General features: G+C 45.5%; 19 protein-coding genes. 2 read left to right on the top strand and 17 right to left on the bottom strand.

Translation table 11 applies throughout. From position 1 onward, the window contains the following. The first annotated feature begins 55 nt into the window (after positions 1–55). Positions 56–1360: a regulatory iron-sulfur-containing complex subunit RicT gene (gene ricT, locus ABDK00_RS16245; protein ID WP_346236282.1), complete on the top strand. Its 1305-nt coding sequence runs from the start codon at positions 56–58 to the stop codon at positions 1358–1360. 13 nt (positions 1361–1373) lie between these two features. Here ricT and acpS read toward each other — a convergent pair whose 3' ends face one another. The 11 genes from acpS to ABDK00_RS16190 form a co-directional block, all read right to left on the bottom strand. Next, positions 1374–1748, bottom strand: a complete 375-nt coding sequence (gene acpS, locus ABDK00_RS16240) for a holo-ACP synthase (protein WP_346236283.1) — start codon at positions 1746–1748, stop codon at positions 1374–1376. Positions 1749–1770: 22 nt separating this feature from the next. After that, complete coding sequence (yidD, locus tag ABDK00_RS16235; protein WP_346236284.1) at positions 1771–2001, bottom strand: membrane protein insertion efficiency factor YidD; 231 nt, start codon at positions 1999–2001, stop codon at positions 1771–1773. Next, on the bottom strand, positions 1976–2371 hold the full coding sequence (rnpA, locus tag ABDK00_RS16230; RefSeq protein ID WP_346236285.1) for a ribonuclease P protein component: 396 nt from the start codon (positions 2369–2371) through the stop codon (positions 1976–1978). Before rnpA ends, yidD begins: the two co-directional genes overlap by 26 nt. Beyond that, complete coding sequence (locus ABDK00_RS16225; RefSeq protein ID WP_346236286.1) at positions 2368–2826, bottom strand: RES family NAD+ phosphorylase; 459 nt, start codon at positions 2824–2826, stop codon at positions 2368–2370. The genes rnpA and ABDK00_RS16225 overlap by 4 nt, the downstream gene beginning before the upstream one ends. 9 nt (positions 2827–2835) lie before the next feature. Then, on the bottom strand, positions 2836–3351 hold the full coding sequence (gene parS, locus ABDK00_RS16220; RefSeq protein WP_346236287.1) for a type II RES/Xre toxin-antitoxin system antitoxin: 516 nt from the start codon (positions 3349–3351) through the stop codon (positions 2836–2838). A 127-nt stretch (positions 3352–3478) separates the two neighbouring features. Beyond that, positions 3479–3634, bottom strand: a complete 156-nt coding sequence (rpmH, locus tag ABDK00_RS16215) for a 50S ribosomal protein L34 (RefSeq protein ID WP_214448476.1) — start codon at positions 3632–3634, stop codon at positions 3479–3481. Between the two features lie 290 nt (positions 3635–3924). Beyond that, positions 3925–4749 (bottom strand): glutamate racemase, encoded by an 825-nt coding sequence (murI, locus tag ABDK00_RS16210; protein ID WP_346236288.1) that lies wholly within the window; start codon positions 4747–4749, stop codon positions 3925–3927. Positions 4750–4823: 74 nt separating this feature from the next. Further along, positions 4824–5375: an OmpH family outer membrane protein gene (locus ABDK00_RS16205; RefSeq protein ID WP_346236289.1), complete on the bottom strand. Its 552-nt coding sequence runs from the start codon at positions 5373–5375 to the stop codon at positions 4824–4826. Positions 5376–5475: 100 nt separating this feature from the next. After that, positions 5476–5988 (bottom strand): OmpH family outer membrane protein, encoded by a 513-nt coding sequence (locus ABDK00_RS16200; RefSeq protein ID WP_346236290.1) that lies wholly within the window; start codon positions 5986–5988, stop codon positions 5476–5478. A 100-nt stretch (positions 5989–6088) separates the two neighbouring features. Further along, positions 6089–8821 (bottom strand): BamA/OMP85 family outer membrane protein, encoded by a 2733-nt coding sequence (locus tag ABDK00_RS16195; RefSeq protein WP_346236291.1) that lies wholly within the window; start codon positions 8819–8821, stop codon positions 6089–6091. A gap of 220 nt (positions 8822–9041) precedes the next feature. Next, positions 9042–9794 (bottom strand): isoprenyl transferase, encoded by a 753-nt coding sequence (locus tag ABDK00_RS16190; RefSeq protein WP_346236292.1) that lies wholly within the window; start codon positions 9792–9794, stop codon positions 9042–9044. A gap of 242 nt (positions 9795–10036) precedes the next feature. On the opposite strand from ABDK00_RS16190, the gene ABDK00_RS16185 reads away from it, so the two are divergent. Next, a complete protein-coding gene (locus ABDK00_RS16185; protein ID WP_346236293.1) occupies positions 10037–10972 on the top strand; it encodes an SDR family NAD(P)-dependent oxidoreductase in 936 nt (311 codons plus the stop codon). Positions 10973–10982: 10 nt separating this feature from the next. On the opposite strand, the gene ABDK00_RS16180 is transcribed toward ABDK00_RS16185, so the two are convergent. The 6 genes from ABDK00_RS16180 to rpsP form a co-directional block, all read right to left on the bottom strand. Then, positions 10983–12512: a S10 family peptidase gene (locus ABDK00_RS16180; RefSeq protein ID WP_346236294.1), complete on the bottom strand. Its 1530-nt coding sequence runs from the start codon at positions 12510–12512 to the stop codon at positions 10983–10985. A gap of 81 nt (positions 12513–12593) precedes the next feature. Further along, complete coding sequence (gene kbl, locus ABDK00_RS16175) at positions 12594–13781, bottom strand: glycine C-acetyltransferase (RefSeq protein WP_346236295.1); 1188 nt, start codon at positions 13779–13781, stop codon at positions 12594–12596. A gap of 210 nt (positions 13782–13991) precedes the next feature. After that, a complete protein-coding gene (gene dinB / locus ABDK00_RS16170) occupies positions 13992–15164 on the bottom strand; it encodes a DNA polymerase IV (protein ID WP_346236296.1) in 1173 nt (390 codons plus the stop codon). Between the two features lie 59 nt (positions 15165–15223). Further along, the gene (locus ABDK00_RS16165; protein WP_346236297.1) at positions 15224–15691 is read right to left on the bottom strand and encodes a DinB family protein; all 468 of its coding nucleotides are present in this window, start codon (positions 15689–15691) and stop codon (positions 15224–15226) included. A gap of 3 nt (positions 15692–15694) precedes the next feature. Further along, entirely contained in the window at positions 15695–16228 is a 534-nt protein-coding gene (gene rimM / locus ABDK00_RS16160; protein ID WP_346236298.1) for a ribosome maturation factor RimM, read from the bottom strand. A gap of 81 nt (positions 16229–16309) precedes the next feature. After that, positions 16310–16795, bottom strand: a complete 486-nt coding sequence (gene rpsP / locus ABDK00_RS16155; protein ID WP_346236299.1) for a 30S ribosomal protein S16 — start codon at positions 16793–16795, stop codon at positions 16310–16312. Between the last annotated feature and the right edge of the window lie 63 nt (positions 16796–16858).

Genomic DNA, 16858 nt, shown 5'->3' with positions numbered 1-16858 from the left:
GCATACGCCATATTTCCCCCAACACTTTCTCGTTTTTTAAAGCATATTACAAACAATGGGTTGTACAAGTTGTGGCACTGCCAATGGTAGCAAACCTGGAGGTTGCAAAAGCAATGGTGGCTGTAGCACCGGAGGCTGCAATCGAATGAATACTTATGATTGGTTGAGAAACTTACCCATTGCAGACGTTGATAGCGGCTGCAATGTTATTGAAGTAAGTTTCAATAAAGGCACCCGTAAGGACTTCTTTAGAAACACGACCGTCCATTTTTTTGAAAAAGGAGATCTGGTAACGGTGGAAGGCGTAAGCGGTTTTGATGTAGGCGAGGTTTCCCTGACCGGCGAAATTGTGCGCCTGCAGATGAAAAAATACGGTGTGAAAGAGGCAAATCCCGATATGAAAAAAGTGCTGCGCCTGTCAACGGATCGCGATCTTGACCAGCGGGAAATAAACAAACAGCGGGAGCCGGAAGCAGTGATCAGGAGCAGGGCCATTGCGCGGCAGCTAAGGCTCGATATGAAGATTAGCCAGGTGGAAATGCAGGCAGACGGAAGAAAGGCGACTTTTTATTATATCGCCGACGGGCGCGTTGATTTTAGGGAACTTATCAAAGTTTACGCTACCGAATTTAAAGTAAAAGTAGAAATGCGCCAGATCGGTGCCCGCCAGGAAGCAGGAAAAGTGGGCGGCATCGGTAGCTGCGGAAGAGAGCTTTGCTGCGCCACTTGGCTCACTGATTTTAAATCGGTAAATACGTCGATTGCCCGTTATCAAAACCTGTCCATCAATCAAACCAAGCTTAGCGGCCAATGTGGTCGCCTGAAATGTTGTTTGAATTATGAGCTCGACACTTACTTAGACGCGCTGCAGGGTTTTCCCAACGATTGCGACCAGCTCGAAGTAGCGAAGGGGCGTGCTTATCTCGTAAAAAAAGATATTTTCAAAAACCTGATGTGGTATTCGCTTCCCGACAGCAATAAGCAATACCCGCTAACGATCGAACGCGTTAAAAAGATTAAATCTCTTAATCGCCAGCATATCAAACCCGAAGAGCTGGAAGCGGTTGAATTGGTGTCGACCAAAGAGCGTGAGGTAGAGCCTTCTTTTGTAGATGTCGTGGGGCAAACCTCGCTGCGTGCGCTTGAGCGTGCCGATAAAAAGCGCAAGCAGCAGAGAAGAAGCGGTGGGCCACAACAATCATCAAGATCAAACCAGGGCGGCAACCAGGCACAACAGCCCCGGGATGGCCAGGGCCAGCAAAAATCCAACAAAGGAAACCGCCCACAGCAGGGGCGCAGGGGGCAGCATAATCGGCCGCCGGCGCAGGGACAACAAAAAAAGAAAGAAGGCGGTAATTAGCGTTTTGACAAGGTCAGGATGCTATGACGACAACTGCGGCAGCAATGTTTTTTAAATGGCTGACGGATATTTTCACTTGATTAAGCGCGATATGTGCCAATGTGGTTGCGGTTTCGCCTTTCAAATGGAGCTCCGGCTTGCCGGCGTCATCGCCTAAAATCAGAATCTCATTGTAGGCCGTGCCATTGGCCCAGCCGGTACCAAGCGCTTTAAAAAAAGCTTCTTTTGCGGCAAAGCGCGCCGCATAATGTTCATATTTATGAGCTTTGGGCTCGCAATAGGCTATTTCTTCCGGCGCAAAAACAAGCTCGCGAAAGCCCTGTTCCTTTTCAATTTTTTGTTGAACCCGTTCTACTTCGATTACATCCAGTCCGATACCGCTAACCATTTAAAAGATTTTAAGTTTAAAACTAAGGCACAGGATCATAGCCGCTTCCGCCCCAGGGGTGGCATCTGGCAATTCTTTTTACAGCAAGCCAAAAACCCTTAAAAACGCCATGTTTTCTAAAAGCCTCCAGCGCATAATGAGAGCAAGTGGGCGTGTAGCGGCATTTGGGCCCCAACCACGGCGAAATAACCCACTGATATATTTTGATCAGGGCAATGAAAGGCCAGCTAAGTATTTTTAATATTTGCCGCATTTAAAGCTTTCTGCAATTTTTGTAAAGCTAACCCAACATCCTTGAAAATCGTTGCGTAGTCGGGCAATACTTTACCGGTAAATAGAATGAAAATGGACAGCGAGCCGTGAGGAGGTTCGAGCAAGGCTTGCTGCAACCGATAGGCTTCTCTCAAAAGCCTTTTAATCCGGTTTCGGTCAACGGCTTTTTTAAAAAATTTTGTGGTAAGCCCTACGCCGCACTTGATTTCAGGCAGGCCGTTTTTTTCGTTTAGATAAACGATCCTGACCTGGTCGGTTCGCACCGATTTGCCTTCAGCAAATAATTGCTGAAGCTTTTTCCGGCTCTTCAGCCGCTGCGGTTTGGGAAAAGTATAAAGACGGTTGTTCAAGATTGTTTTATTCTGACATCGTACACGAAATCGGCGATATCTTTAATTTTAAATTTTTCGCTTTCCGCATGCCGGGGGTTTAAAAGATAGTTATACTCAGATGGAAGGACCGCCGAAGGTATTTTAATTACCGGCTGATCCGCAGCCAGCAATAAATCAGAACCAAAATCTTTTGTGGAGGATGGCGCGGGAATACTTTTCCAGTCTCCGGGTAATGCGGACTCCTTCAAAACCATTATTTTTTGATCCGGGATGTCGATCGTCACAAGGCTCAAAGCACGCGGAATATCATCGAGGCTAATGTTAACAGTATACTCCAAAATCGCAAGGGCACGGCTTTCTGACGTATAAAGGCAACCTACCATTCTGTGGTTCCACCGGCCTCCCCACAAACGCGCTCCTTCTCCCTTTAGGTCCGCCGCATATTTCGTTTTACTCACTCGGTACACTAACATGCAACAGCTTTAAGAATAAACGCCATAATCAATCCGGCCGATGAGGTTTTTCACTTCCTCGCGGCCAAACTGATTGTTTAAAAGCTCGAACGGTTGTTTGCCACCCAAAGCTCTGTTGGGCCTGAACACCCACTCATTAAACTTTTCTTCATCATCAAAAACTTCGTAACCATACGAATATACATCGGCAATGCTTACGATTCTTTCGCTGAGCGCAGTATTAAAATGTTCTGAACCTTTTTTGTTGATCAGTGTAGCACGAGTGGTTGAAAGAAGCGTGGAGAGCTTGTCGTAATCGAGGTTGGCCTTAATTTTCAGACTTTCCAGATTTTTTTTGCTGATGCCATCCCTAACCATATCCATTTTTTCTACGGCCGTCATTTGCCATTCTGCCTTCTTTGATTTCCCGGCAATGATAATAAACGGATTGGCCGGCCCGCTGGTGATATAAGCTACTTCAGGATCCTGTAACTGCTGCGGCGGTTCCTGGTTTTTGGGATAATTTTTTTTTCGTTTGTTAGCCATGGTATACCTTTTTACCAAAGGTAATATAAATTTATACTTTTCCCTTAGTTTTTTAAAATTCCCGCTAACAAAAATAGCCCCGCTAAATGCGGAGCTACTATAAAGAGTTTTGAGCTGTGAAAAAACCTTACTTCAGTCTGCTTTCGTCAGACACAGTAAGTTTTTTACGGCCTTTTGCACGACGGCTTGCCAACACCTTGCGGCCATTAGCGGTTTGCATACGTTTACGAAAACCATGAACAGTTTTACGACGACGGCGGTGTGGTTGAAAAGTACGTTTCATCTGTGTATTTTTTTATTTTTTGTGGTCAGATGCCCGCCTGAACTTTCGGGCAGGCCTGCCCTTCGGCAGACAAGGAATGCGCCAATATGCTTATTCTTTTGATCTACTTAGCATACCTATGGCCCATTTCACAATATCTTAATTTTCCACTTTTTTAATTAATAGCATGGGAGAACATGCAGGTTTAATTTTCTTCACAGAAGATCACCACATCTCCTGCCTGTGAAAGGACGGCAAAGGTAGGGAAAAGTTTAAAAGTGGAAAAGTGAAACTGAGAAAACTTTAAGCATTTATAGTGAAACATGCTGGCTGGCCAGCGCCTGGCCAAAAAAAGCAGATCCCTTCTCATCAAAATCTTCGGTGGCGTCGGTTGTAAAAAATGTGAGCTGCCCCGTTTTCCTGCATTTTTCATCCATTTCAGGATGGCGCTTTAGGTAGTCGGCCAGGCTTCGCGCCACAATTTCACCCTGCGAAAGTAGTTTCACCGCCACAGGTAAGTATTCCTCTATTTGTTTGCGCATCAGCGGATAATGGGTGCAAGCCAGTAAAACCACATCGATATTATCGCCTTTTTGAAACAGGTGATGGAGGTTCTTTTTAATGAAATGATGCGTTCCTACATTGTCCATTTCATTGTTTTCGATAATCGGCACCCACATCGGGCAGGCTTCCTGGTAAACAGTGATGGCAGGAAAAAATTTTTCTATCTCGATAGGATAGGAGTTTGAGGCTACCGTACCTTTTGTGGCCAAAATGCCAATTTCATTTGTTTCGGAATATTGGCCGATTATTTCTGTACTGGGCCTTATAACACCCAAAACCCGTTTATCTGGTGCGAGCGTCGGAAGGTCGTTCTGTTGTATGCTTCGAAGCGCTTTGGCAGAAGCCGTGTTGCAGGCGAGCATAACCAGGTGGCATCCCTGCGCGAAAAACCATTTAACGGCGTCGAGCGTATATTGATAAACGGTTTCGAAAGAGCGCGTGCCATAGGGCGCACGGGCGTTATCGCCGAGATACATGAAGTCATATTCGGGAAGCTGCGCGACGAGCTCCTTCAGAACGGTTAACCCGCCATAACCCGAATCGAACACACCTATGGGAGCAGCTTCTTGCATCGCTTATCTGTTGTGATCCCAAAAATAAAAAACCGCCCTGAATTGGGCGGCTTAAAAGCATTATTTATAAAATTTTATTTGCCTGCGGCTGGTGAAGCTCCCGCTGCCGGCGTGTTGCCATTAGCATCAACTTTAATTCCTAGTTTGGTAGCGATAGGAATGCTTAAATTATCACTATCCGGCGCCACCACAAAAGCGTCCTGCGTTAAAACATAAGTATAACCTTTTTCTTTTGCGTATGCATTTACCGCATCCATTACTTTTTTGTAAAGAGGGTTAAAAAGTTGCGCCTGCTTTGCCTGGGAAGCCTGACCTGCAATTTGCTGCCAGTTGCCAAGCGTTTCTCCCAACTGGGCTAAATCTCTCTCCAAAACTTGTTTAACTGAAGCGGTTGTTGTTTTTTTCAAAACGCTGTCCTTCTCCTGGTACTCCTGGTAAAGTCTTGTATAAGTGCCGCCGATTGAATCCTGCTGCCATTTTTGAAGATCCTGTTGGGTTTTCTGCGCCTCAGGAAGATTATAAACCAAAGCATCAACATTAACGTAACCGATTTTCTGCGCATTGGCTGCAGATGCACACATCATAATAACGCCTAAGGCAACTGCGATAAATTTTAACTGTTTCATTTGTTCTTTTTTCGTTTTCAGCTCTCTCTAATCGAATACTGCTTTTTTAAAATGGTAAGCAGTAGGTCATTTTGAGTTTTGTGTTTATTGTTTAAAAAATTTATTTCAATCTCATTTCCCTGAGGATATCTTCGCTCTTATCCAGCTTGGGGTCGGCAAAGATAATGGATTTGCCCTCACTTTTATCGAATACCAAATCGTAGCCATTGGCTTTTGCCAATCTGTTAACAGCGTCGGCTACTTTTTTCTGCAGCGGCTCCATCAGGTCCTGTCTTTTCTTAAACAGATCGCCCTCAAAACCAAAGCGTTTCTTCTGCAGGTCGCGCAATTCTTTCTCTTTGTTAAAAAGTTCGTCTTCTTTCTGTTTTTTCAGGTCGTCGCTCATCATCGCCTCCTCGGCCTCGTAGTCATTGTATAACTTATCCAGCGCGGCCTGTTTGGTATCGATTTCCTTCTGCCAGGTGGCAGCCTGGTTTTCGACCTGTTTTTGAACCTGTTCAAAATCAGCCATTTTGCTAAAAATATATCTGGTGTCTATCACCGCATATTTTTGAGCATAAGAAAAGGTAGTTGCAAAGCTTAGCAGCAACAATAGGGGGAATATTTTTCGCATAACTAAAATTTGATCAATTTTAAATTTGAGATTATGTGTTTGACGTTGCGGAAGGTATTTTCGTTGCGTTTAAATGGCCGGCAGCCTGGCGCCCCGCTTCTTATTCGGGTTCAAAGCCAAGCATAAAGGTAAACTTGCCAGCGCCTTTCAAGCCGCCACCTGGCGTCAGTCGGTCTAAGCCAATACCATAGTCAAAGCCTAACAAGCCAAACATAGGCAGGTAGAACCGCATACCCAAACCAACGCTACGACGGAGCTTGAACGGATTATAATCTTTGTAGTCCTTCCAACCGTTGGCTGCTTCGAAGAAAGCCAGTCCAAAAATGGTGCTGCTCGGGTTGGTGACCAGGGGATAACGAAGCTCTGCCTGGTATTTGTTGAACATAATGAAGAAGTTGTTAAAATCCTGCGAAGTGGTATTGTCAGGATTAATAGTCGGATCAGACGTGTTATAAATCGGGTAACCTCTGTGCGCGATGATATCAAAACCGGTCAGGGAGAATGTGTTATTTAACCCGGCATCACCCAGCTGAAAGCGCTCAAATGGTGAATAATTCAACTCAGGATTATATTTACCCATGAAACCATATTTCGCAGCCAGTTTCAGTACAAACTGGCGGTCTTTATTTTCGCCTTTTCCTCTCCCCAATGGCACATACCAGGTAGAATTGAAGCGCCATTTATGGTATTCCACATTTTTATACTGGTCTGAGGCACCGCCTAAAAGTGAATAGGGCGGCGTTGCCTGAACGCTAAACATCAGGTCGCTTCCGCTCCTTGGGAAAATGGGGTCTGAAACGGAGTTCCGCTGAAGGGCAATCTTCAAACTCAGGTTGTTTGAAATCATTGTGTTTAAAGGTAGGTTATAAGCCCGTCCCATATTTTTTACATTATAACGCGTTAACGCCGCCGTGTAGGTCATGTAAAAATAGTCATCGGGCCAGTTCAACTGCTTACCAAGCCCAATTGAAAAACCATTTACGGTAAGAGATGTGTCTTTTGAATAGCGGTATCTGCCCGTGGAATAGAAGCTGGTAAAATCAGGGTTATAATACTTACTGTTGTTGTAAGAAAGAATTAAAGAATTTCTTTTTTTGCCGCCCAGCCAGGGTTCGGTAAATGAAAAGTTATAAGAGCGGAAGGCGCGGCCGTTAGATTGCACGCGAAGGCTCAACTTTTGCCCATCGCCGACGGGTAATGGATCCCAGGCTTCTTTTTTCCAGATATTCTTAATAGAAAAATTATTAAAAGTTACGCCCAGCGTACCCGTAAGTCCGATACCGCCGCCCCAGCCTGCGGAAAGCTCGAGCTGATCGGAAGATTTTTCTTTCAGGTTCCAGTTAATATCCACCGTTCCATCGTTCTGATTGGGCATTGGCTGCGGGTTGATCGATTCCTGTTCAAAATAATTCAGGGCGTTCAACTCGCGAATAGTACGCATCAAAGCACTTTGGCTATATAGCGCGCCGGGATAGGTACGCATTTCGCGGCGGATAACATGCTCCTTGGTGCGTTCGTTACCAGCAATATTGATTTTCTTGATCCGTGCCTGAGGCCCTTCGATAATGCGAATTTCATGATCAATAGTGTCGCCATTGCGAATGCCCATTTCAACCGGTGTCACCTGGATGAAAAGATATCCTTTGTCGCGATAGTAGGTTTGTACATCAGCAGCGTCCTGGCTGGGTTCAATTCCCAGCGCCTTGTTCAAAGTGCTGGCGTCGTAGATATCCCCCTCGCGAATGTTTAAAATCTGGTTCAGCAAGGTGTCGCTCGCTACCGAGTTTCCTTTCCAGGTGGTTTTACCAAAGTAATACTGTTGCCCTTCTTTTACTTTGATGTCGATATACATTTTATCGTCCTTGATCACCTGGGTGTCGGCCAGTATTTGCGCATCGCGGTAACCCTTCGAGTTAAAATAGCTTAAAACCTTCTCTTTATCTTCGACATATTTCTTCTGGTTGAATTTAGAAGAAGAGAAAAATTTAAACCTGAAATAGGGGTCGAGTACTTCCAGCGACTTAGTTCCTGACAAAAAGCCCCAATCGTTCATGTATTCGTTAAAACTATAATGGTTGATCGGGCCGTAAGTGCTTACATAATCAGAAGGAAACAGTGTCATTTTAGTCATTTCCTTCGTGCCTTTCATTTGTTTTTTCAGCTTGGTACTTCTTACTTTTTCATTACCAAAGAAATGAATGGCGTCTATTTTTACTCTTTTGCCTTTATTAACTTTAATAGTAAGGGCGTTGGAGTTTTTGAAAACAGGATCTGGCTTTTCGATCAAATCGACCTGCACGCCATGAAACCCTTTTTCCTCATAAAACCCTTTAACGACGTCGATAATATTGCGCCGCGTATTTTCAGAAAGAATGGTCGTTTGTTTGGCGATAGCCGTTTTTTTGACAAGTTCTTCCTGCTCGGTTTTCTTAACGCCTTCAAACTTGAAATCACCCAGTCTGGGCATTTCCTTTACGGCTACTTCAATGCTCACATTGTCTCCGACAATGTGTGTTACATAAATCTGAATATCTGCAACAAGTTTCTGGCGCCACAAATTTTGAATGGCACGGGAAAAGATATCGGAGCCCGGGTGGGTGAATTTTTGGCCTTTTTGCAAACCTGCTACGGAAAGAATAATTGTCGAGTCCAGATAACTGGCGCCTGTAACGGTCAGGTCGGCTATGACATAATCCCTTGCCTGGGTGGGGTTGCGCCACTCCTGCATTTCGGGCGAAAGCGGGCCGGGAAGGGTATCCGTTTGAGCAAAAACACAGTTTACCGCGGTAAAAGATAAGATGGTAGCACAAAACCTATAAAGAAAAAAACGCATAAAGGATTTAAATATCGGTAATCAATTTTGTTTTTGCAAAAGCAGGAAGTTATTATTCATCACCAGGCTATTACACATATTCCCATTGCGGCGGCAAATTAAAGGTAAAAATTGGAAAACTCATGTTAAAATAGCCTGCCGCCTGCGAAGCGGTGATGCATTTCACCGAAGGCATTCCAGAGCAAGGGCTTTGATCCATGAGGATAAAACGCATTTAATGTCAAGGCGCTGATTTCAGCTGGTTGGAAGTTTTGCCAAACCGCCGCTCTCGCCCCTGGTAGTCGATAAGCGCTTCGTAAAGATTTTTCTTTCTGAATTCAGGCCACCTTACATTCGTAAAATACAGTTCTGCATAAGCGAGTTGATAAAGCAGGAAGTTGCTGATCCGGTATTCGCCGCTGGTTCGTATCATCAGTTCGGGATCGGGAAAGGCGCTGGTGCATAAATATTTTTGAAGCGTGTCCTGGTTGATGGCTTCTACCTGTAGCCGATCATTTTTTACCTCATTGGCAATACTTTTCACGGCATTTAAAAGTTCCCACCGGCCGCTATAGCTTAGCGCCATAATGAGGTTTAATCCTGTATTACCGGAAGTGATGTCCAGCGCTTCATTGAGTTCCTGTTGCGCATAAGCGGGAAGCATGCTCATATCTCCTATCACGTGCAGACGGATATTGTTTTTGCGAAGTGTGTCCGCTTCTTTGCGGATCGTCGATACGAGCAATTCCATCAGGCCCACCACCTCATATTCCGGCCGGTCCCAATTTTCGGTGCTGAATGCATAAAGCGTGAGATATGCTACGCCAATTTCAGCACAGCCCTCCACAATGTCGCGCACGCTTTCCACACCATGAAAATGGCCAAAAAGCCGGTCTTCGCCCTGCTCCTGCGCCCAGCGCCCGTTGCCATCCATAATAATGGCAATATGCCGCGGCAGTTTTGTTTTATCAATTTGATCGATCAAATTATCCATTTCGATTGAAAGCGGCGACAAAAGTAACTAATATCATGAAACCCCCCTTCAAAAATTCTAACACACCCGATAAGGCACATTGAGGCGTCTCATCCACCCTTTATACTAAGGATAGAAAAAATGGATACATGCCTGTAATTAATTTCATCCGCTACCTCGACACCGATTTCTCCTGACTAAAAATGCCATTCTCTTCCCCCATGGAAATCTTTAACTAGCATAATATTTGCAAAAAGCCCAGTATGCCCTCTACTTTTAAACTACAGCACCAGACAAAACAAAAGCCAGCGTCCACGTGTCGCGCGAAAATCCTGTTCTATATATATGCTATTTTAATGGGATGCTTTCCGGCAAAAATGTCGGCGCAACAGTTGCCAGAAAAACTCTTATACAAAAACCAGCAGCCCTTCGCCATTGTAGCGGGGGGAAGCAAGGGCATCGGCTACGCCATTGCAGAAGCCCTCGCCAAAAGAAATTATAACCTGGTACTGATTGCGCGAACACCGGGGCCATTACTGAGTGCTAAACAAACGCTGGAATCCAAATACGGGGTGCAGGTTGAGGTATTATCCGCTGATCTGACCAACGAAGCCGTTGCGCCGCATTTGGCGAAATGGGGCGAAGCCAATAAACTACCGTTGAAAATGCTCTGCAACGTCGCCGGCATGGGAGGAACCAACGATTTTCTCAAATTACCCGCAGACAGCATTCGCTATATGATTAGGGTGAACCTCGAATCGCCGATGGCCATGGTGCAACACCTGTTGCCGCTGCTCGAAAGGAGCAGCCCTTCCTATATATTGAATGTCAGCAGCATGGCCGGGTTCAGCCCGATTCCCATCAAAAATGCTTACGCTGCATCCAAATCGGGCGTAACATTTTTTAGCTATTCTTTGCGATATCAGCTAAAGAAAAAAGGAATCAGTGTCAGTTGCCTGGCACCGGGGCCTGTTTATACGAAACCTTCTATCATAAAAAATACCAAGGAGCAATTGGGTTGGTTTGGCGATCTGATGGAAGTGTCGCCCGAGCGAGTGGGAGAAGTGGCCGTTAAAAAGACCTTGAAAAGGAAAATGATCATCGTACCGGGAACAACTTCCCGGTTTATGTCGAACATACTCAGGGCGCTGCCCAAACGATGGGCCGCCGGCATTTATCATATGTTGGGCAAAGAATAAGAAACACAGATCAGTATTTGGCCGGAGTGCCGGGCGGAGGGACCGCCTTTTTTATAAACGCGCGCAGATGGTCGGTGCTTGTTTTCAAATCCTGTTTTCTTAAATACATCATGTGGCCGCTGGGGTACCCTTCCCAGCTGATCCTGTTTTTCAATTTACCTGAAGGATCCATTTGCCACAAATTATATTTGGCATTGAAATAATCGCAGGCGCCATCGTAGTAACCGGATTGTACCAGCAGGTGCAGGTAGGGGTTGATCGCCATTGCTTTTCGCAGGCTTTCTCCGGTTTGGTTATTTTTATTATCCCAGGGATGCACATCGCCAAACATCATGTATGGAAAATCAGTTTTATAATTGAGTTCGTTTTTTAAATACATATTAATGGGTGGCGTGAAAGCGTGCAACCAGGAAGTGAGTTCTGCATTAAAATCGGGGCCTTCGCCGGCATCTTTTTTATCAATGCCTTTGTATCGCGAATCGAGGCGGCCAACAGTAAAGCTTTCATCCCGCAACAACGCTTTCCAAAAGAGATTGGCGCTGATGAACAGGTTGTTCTGTAAGATGGTTTTTTCTGAAAGGCCAGCGTAACGAGCCATTTTTGCTGCTATATTTTTTCTTGAAGCTGCATCTAAAAAACTCCCCTTATTAAGAGCGGGCAGCAATTCATTCATCGTGAACAACTCCACTTCCGGCAACATTTCTTCCAAGCTTTTTTGCAACAGATCCTGCGGCTGCTTTTTGTGATACCAGGCCGTCGCCGCAAAATAGGGAAGCATCAAAGCCGCATCGGTAGCCGTGCCCCGCTCGATGCCAAGATCGGTGGGCGACACCAGCACCACGCCGTTCAAATACATCCAATGAGCCTGTTGTAATTCTAAAGCGAGGCCTGAAACCCTTGTCGTGCCGTAGCTTTCGCCAATCAGGAATTTTGGCGAGGCCCATCTGTCATATTTGTTTACAAAACTATTCAGCCAATTGCCCAAATATTTAATATCAGCATGAATGCCGAAAAAGAGATCCCTGCCCGGGTTGCCCACCATTCTTGAATAGCCGGTGTTGACAGGATCGATATATACCAGGTCGGTGGCATCTAAAATTGAATGTTGGTTTTGAGTATAGCCATAAGGCTGGACGGGATAACCTTCTTCATCAATATTTAAAAACACAGGGCCCGTATAGCCAATATGCATCCAAACAGACGCTGAACCGGGCCCGCCATTAAAAGAAATCGTCAGCGGCCGGGTTGATTTATCTTTTATATCCGTTCTTTCATAGTATACAAAAAAGATACCTGCAATGGCTTTGCCCTTTTCATCCCAAACAGGGAGCGTGCCGGTTGTAGCTTTATAAGGAATGGTTTTTTCGTTGATGGTAACCGTGTGTTGAGTAACCACGGTTGCGTTTGGATCAAAGCTTAAATCGGCGGGCTGGCTTTTGTTGTCTGTTTTGGCGCCGCTCGCGTTGTTCCCGGTTTTTTGAGCCGCGGCCGATAAGGAAATCATAAACACCAGTGCGCCAAACAATGCAATCCGGAACATAAACATCCATTTAAATCAATAAAAAAATCGTGAGCCGTTTTTGATGATGCTCACGATTGGTGAAAGTAAATATTTTTTTTGCTATTTCAATACGCCGAGTTCTTTGCCGATTTTGGTAAACGCAGCAATCGCCTTATCAAGGTGTTCCTGCTCGTGCGCCGCGCTAAGCTGCACCCTGATGCGCGCCTGGCCTTTGGGTACCACCGGAAAGAAAAAGCCAATGACATATACGCCTTCTTCTAAAAGCCGGGCTGCGAAATCGGCCGCCAATACTGCGTCGTAGAGCATGATCGGAACGATCGGGTGATCGCCAGGTTTGATATCGAAGCCGGCAGCGGTCATTTTTTCGCGGAAATATTTTGTGTTGTATTCAAGCTTATCCCTCAAATGCGTTGACGCTGAGAGCATGTTGAGTACCGCAATGGAAGCGCCTACGATCGAAGGGGCCACTGTGTTGCTAAACAGATAAGGGCGCGACTTCTGGCGCAGCATATCGATGATTTCTTTTCGTCCGGAAGTAAAACCGCCCGACGCGCCGCCCAGCGCTTTTCCCAGCGTTCCGGTGATGATGTCGATTTTACCCATCACGCCGCGATACTCATGCGTGCCGCGGCCGGTCTTGCCTAAAAAGCCGGATGAATGACATTCATCGATCATCACAATCGCATCATATTTTTCGGCCAATGCCACAATTTTATCCAATTGTGCAATGGTGCCATCCATGCTGAACGATCCGTCTGTTACGATAATCCGGCTGCGACAGCCCGCCGATTCCTGTAGCTTGGCTTCCAGGTCTTCCATGTTGTTATGTTCGTAGCGGAAACGCTGGGCTTTGCACAGTCGAACGCCATCAATGATGCTGGCGTGGTTGAGCGTGTCAGAAATAATGGCGTCCTGGTCGTTGAATAAAGGTTCGAATACACCGCCGTTCGCATCAAAGGCTGCAGCATAAAGTATTGTATCTTCTGTGCCCAGGAATTCAGAAATTTTTTGTTCCAATTCCTTGTGGATATCTTGTGTGCCGCAAATAAAGCGAACGCTGCTCATGCCATATCCGTGCGATTCGATGGCTTCATGAGCGGCTTTTATCACATCAGGATGAGAAGACAGGCCGAGATAATTGTTGGCGCAGAAGTTGAGCACTGTTTTTCCGTTCACCTCTATTTCGGCGCCCTGCGGGCTATTAATCACACGTTCGTTTTTATACAGGCCGGATGTTTTGATGGCTTCAATTTCATCCGCGATGCGCTGTGTAAATTTTTCATTCATTCGTACTTTTTTTAAGGATTTGATGATCAGATGCCCGCCTGTCGGCAACAGGAAGTGTGTTTCATCTCATTTTATTAAGTTTGATCGGGTTTAACTGAGACTTATGCAGCTTGAAGCTGCACGAAGTCGTATGCAAATAAACTATTTTTTATCAAGACTTGCAGGACAAACGGTTGCACAACCCGACGGTGACCGGGGCTTTCGGGAGTATTAATTTTCTTTTTTCTTTTTAAGGGATTGGGCCGCCGCCTTGGAAACTAACTTGTCGCCAAAGCGGTTTTTAATATCGTCTACGGCTTTATACAAACTGAGCTTTGTGTGCTGATCGTTAAATAAATTCATCTGCATGCCGGTGTCCATCAGTTGGCTAAACCTTATCCCTATTAAACGCACAGCGCGTCCGCGTTGGTAAAACTTGTCGAAAATTTCTTTTGCCTTTCGAATGAGTTCGTCATCCAGCGAGGTGAAACCGATTGTTTCCTGCTTGCTGGTGGTTTCAAAGTCGGCATATCTTATTTTCACCGTGATGCATCCCGTCAGTTTTTCATCCTGCCGCAAGTCGAAGGCCGTTTTTTCTGTAAGGCGAACGAGTTGGGTGTGTAAAAAGTCGGTGTCGGTTTGGTTTTCATGAAAGGTCGTTTCATGGCTCATGCTTTTTTGAATCCATTGAGCGTCCAGTTCTGCGCTGCCGATCCCCTGCGATTTCAGCCACAGGTCGCGCCCCCATTTTCCTAATTTTTTTTCGAGCACTTCCACCGGTGTTTGGGCAACATCTTTGATCGTATGCAGGCCAATAGCCTTGAGCCTGGCTTCGCTTTGCTTACCAACGCCATTTATTTTTTCAATGCCCATCGGCCATAAAAAATCTTTTTCCCTGCCGTGTTTTATTTCTAAAAATCCGTTGGGTTTGGCTTCATTAGTTGCCATCTTGCTGATAAACTTTGCAGAGGAAAGTCCGCAACTAATGGGTAGCCCCGTTTCTTTCATAATAAATTCCCGCAATTGTTGCGTGTATTGGCTGATGTTAAAAAAACGTTCCATGCCGCTTAGGTCGCAATAAAATTCGTCGATGGAAGCTTTTTGAAAAAGCGGCACTTTCGATGCAATGATGTCGGTTACCATTTTCGAGTAATGGCTATATTGCTGATAAGTCCCTTTTAGCAGGATGGCCTGCGGGCAAAGTTTCATAGCGGTAGCCATTGGCATAGCTGAATGGACACCGAATTTCCGGGCCTCGTAGCTACAGGTCGACACGACGCCGCGATTGGCCGATCCGCCTACAATTACCGGCTTTCCTTTTAGCTCGGGGTGTAGCAAAAGTTCAACCGAAACGAAAAAAGAATCCAGGTCGAAATGGGCGATATATGGTTTGGCTGCGCTCACTTTTCAAAGTTAAAAGCAGTTGGCGAAGCGGGGAAATAATCTTCGGGAAATGCCGGTCTTTAGCGCGATTCCAGATATTTTTTAAGCATCACCATTTGTCCCAAATGATAATGGACGTGCTCTACCTGGCCCTGAAAATTTTTATACGCGCTGCTATGGCCCGAAAGGATGGGGCTGAAAAGGTTGCCGATGTCGTAGCCTTCAATCACGGTTGCGAGTTCGTGTGCGGAAAGCCTGTTGTCTTTGATGAGTTTATCCCATTCTTCCTCATTTTCAATCATCGGCGCATTCATGCCGTTTTCACGGTTTATCTCAGGAAAAACGCCATGCCCGCGCTGGGCCACGATCCGGTTCCAATAGGTAATATGATAGAGTAACATGGCCATGTTGTTGGGCGAAAAGGGCGCTTTAATAGCCGCATCCTGCCAGCGGGTACTCTTTACAATTTGTTCGACATTAACTTCTGTCCAGTTGCCGCCGCAATGCACATCTATTAAATGCTGAGCGATATGTTGTTTGATATTCATAGTTTAAGATAAATAAATATCCAGCAACCCGTCGGGCAGCGACACGAGCAGCAATTTTGCTTTATGATCCACTTTGATCAGCGTTTCTTCGTGTAATGGAATAAGCACTTCTTTGCCTTTGATATGAAGCCTGCACAATACCTGGTGGGGCTGCTCGATGATTTCCTCAACGGTTCCCAATGTTTCACCATCGTTTTTGATGGTGTAGCCGATAAAGCTGATGACGGCATTTTTGGCGACGAATTTTTCGAAATCAGCGGCTTTCAGCCAGACTTCTTTTTGAACGATGGTACGGGCCGCTTCTATCGTATCGATCCCTTCGAGTTTAATAAAGGTTTCTGTGTCGGTTTTGATTTTTGCGGCTTCGAGAAACCAGGGTAAAAAGTGGCCGGCTTTATCTTTAAGGAAAAGCGCTTCGAGGCCTTTCAAAGCCGATTTTTTGCCGAGGGCGTGCATTAACACCAGTTCGCCTTTCAGCCCGTGGGAGGCTGCTATTTTTCCGACACTAATAAAACCTGTTTGCGGCGTATGGGCCATAGTTTTCAAAAATAAGCGAAAATAAAAAAGCGATCCTGAAATGCATCAGGGTCGCTTTTAATTTTTTGATCCATAAGCTAATTAAGCTTCGCCACCTTCAGCGTTCGCTTCGGGCGCAGGCGTTTCAGCTTTAGGTTCAGCTACTTCTGCAACTTTGCGAGGAGCGGCACTAGCCACGCGGCGTTTGGCTTTTCTTTCTTCGATAGCCTTCTGCTGGCGTTTTTTAATGTGCTCTTCGTGCTCTGCACTCCAAGTGGTGAATTTCTGCATTGCTGCAGTTTCATCAAATAAGCCCAGTTTTACACCACGTAGTAAATGCTTCAGATACAATACACCTTTAAAGCTGAGGATGCGGCGAACAGTGTCAGTTGGAGTTGCACCTTTGTTCAACCACTCTAAAGCTTTTTGACGATCCAGCTCAATAGTAGCGGGGATAGTCAGTGGATTGTAAGTTCCCAATTTTTGGATGAATTTTCCATCACGAGGACTTCTGGCGTCAGCAACAACGATGAAGTAAAAGGGCCTTTTCTTAGAGCCGTGTCTTTGCAATCTAATTTTAGCTGCCATTTTAAATAGAAATTTAAGGCGTTTAAAAAATAATTATTAACATTCCCAACCGAAATATTTCGA

The organism is Niabella insulisoli, from assembly GCF_039652435.2.
Classification (GTDB): Bacteria; Bacteroidota; Bacteroidia; order Chitinophagales; family Chitinophagaceae; genus Niabella; species Niabella insulamsoli.
This window is presented reverse-complemented; position numbering and strand designations above follow the sequence as displayed.

Coding starts and splice junctions, on each gene's coding strand:
- ricT (WP_346236282.1), top strand. CDS start 56: ATGGGTTGTACAAGTTGTGGCACTGCCAATGGTAGCAAACCTGGAGGT.
- acpS (WP_346236283.1), bottom strand. CDS start 1,748: ATGGTTAGCGGTATCGGACTGGATGTAATCGAAGTAGAACGGGTTCAA.
- yidD (WP_346236284.1), bottom strand. CDS start 2,001: ATGCGGCAAATATTAAAAATACTTAGCTGGCCTTTCATTGCCCTGATC.
- ABDK00_RS16225 (WP_346236286.1), bottom strand. CDS start 2,826: ATGTTAGTGTACCGAGTGAGTAAAACGAAATATGCGGCGGACCTAAAG.
- parS (WP_346236287.1), bottom strand. CDS start 3,351: ATGGCTAACAAACGAAAAAAAAATTATCCCAAAAACCAGGAACCGCCG.
- rpmH (WP_214448476.1), bottom strand. CDS start 3,634: ATGAAACGTACTTTTCAACCACACCGCCGTCGTCGTAAAACTGTTCAT.
- murI (WP_346236288.1), bottom strand. CDS start 4,749: ATGCAAGAAGCTGCTCCCATAGGTGTGTTCGATTCGGGTTATGGCGGG.
- ABDK00_RS16205 (WP_346236289.1), bottom strand. CDS start 5,375: ATGAAACAGTTAAAATTTATCGCAGTTGCCTTAGGCGTTATTATGATG.
- ABDK00_RS16200 (WP_346236290.1), bottom strand. CDS start 5,988: ATGCGAAAAATATTCCCCCTATTGTTGCTGCTAAGCTTTGCAACTACC.
- ABDK00_RS16195 (WP_346236291.1), bottom strand. CDS start 8,821: ATGCGTTTTTTTCTTTATAGGTTTTGTGCTACCATCTTATCTTTTACC.
- ABDK00_RS16190 (WP_346236292.1), bottom strand. CDS start 9,794: ATGGATAATTTGATCGATCAAATTGATAAAACAAAACTGCCGCGGCAT.
- ABDK00_RS16185 (WP_346236293.1), top strand. CDS start 10,037: ATGCCCTCTACTTTTAAACTACAGCACCAGACAAAACAAAAGCCAGCG.
- ABDK00_RS16180 (WP_346236294.1), bottom strand. CDS start 12,512: ATGTTCCGGATTGCATTGTTTGGCGCACTGGTGTTTATGATTTCCTTA.
- kbl (WP_346236295.1), bottom strand. CDS start 13,781: ATGAATGAAAAATTTACACAGCGCATCGCGGATGAAATTGAAGCCATC.
- ABDK00_RS16165 (WP_346236297.1), bottom strand. CDS start 15,691: ATGAATATCAAACAACATATCGCTCAGCATTTAATAGATGTGCATTGC.
- rimM (WP_346236298.1), bottom strand. CDS start 16,228: ATGGCCCATACGCCGCAAACAGGTTTTATTAGTGTCGGAAAAATAGCA.
- rpsP (WP_346236299.1), bottom strand. CDS start 16,795: ATGGCAGCTAAAATTAGATTGCAAAGACACGGCTCTAAGAAAAGGCCC.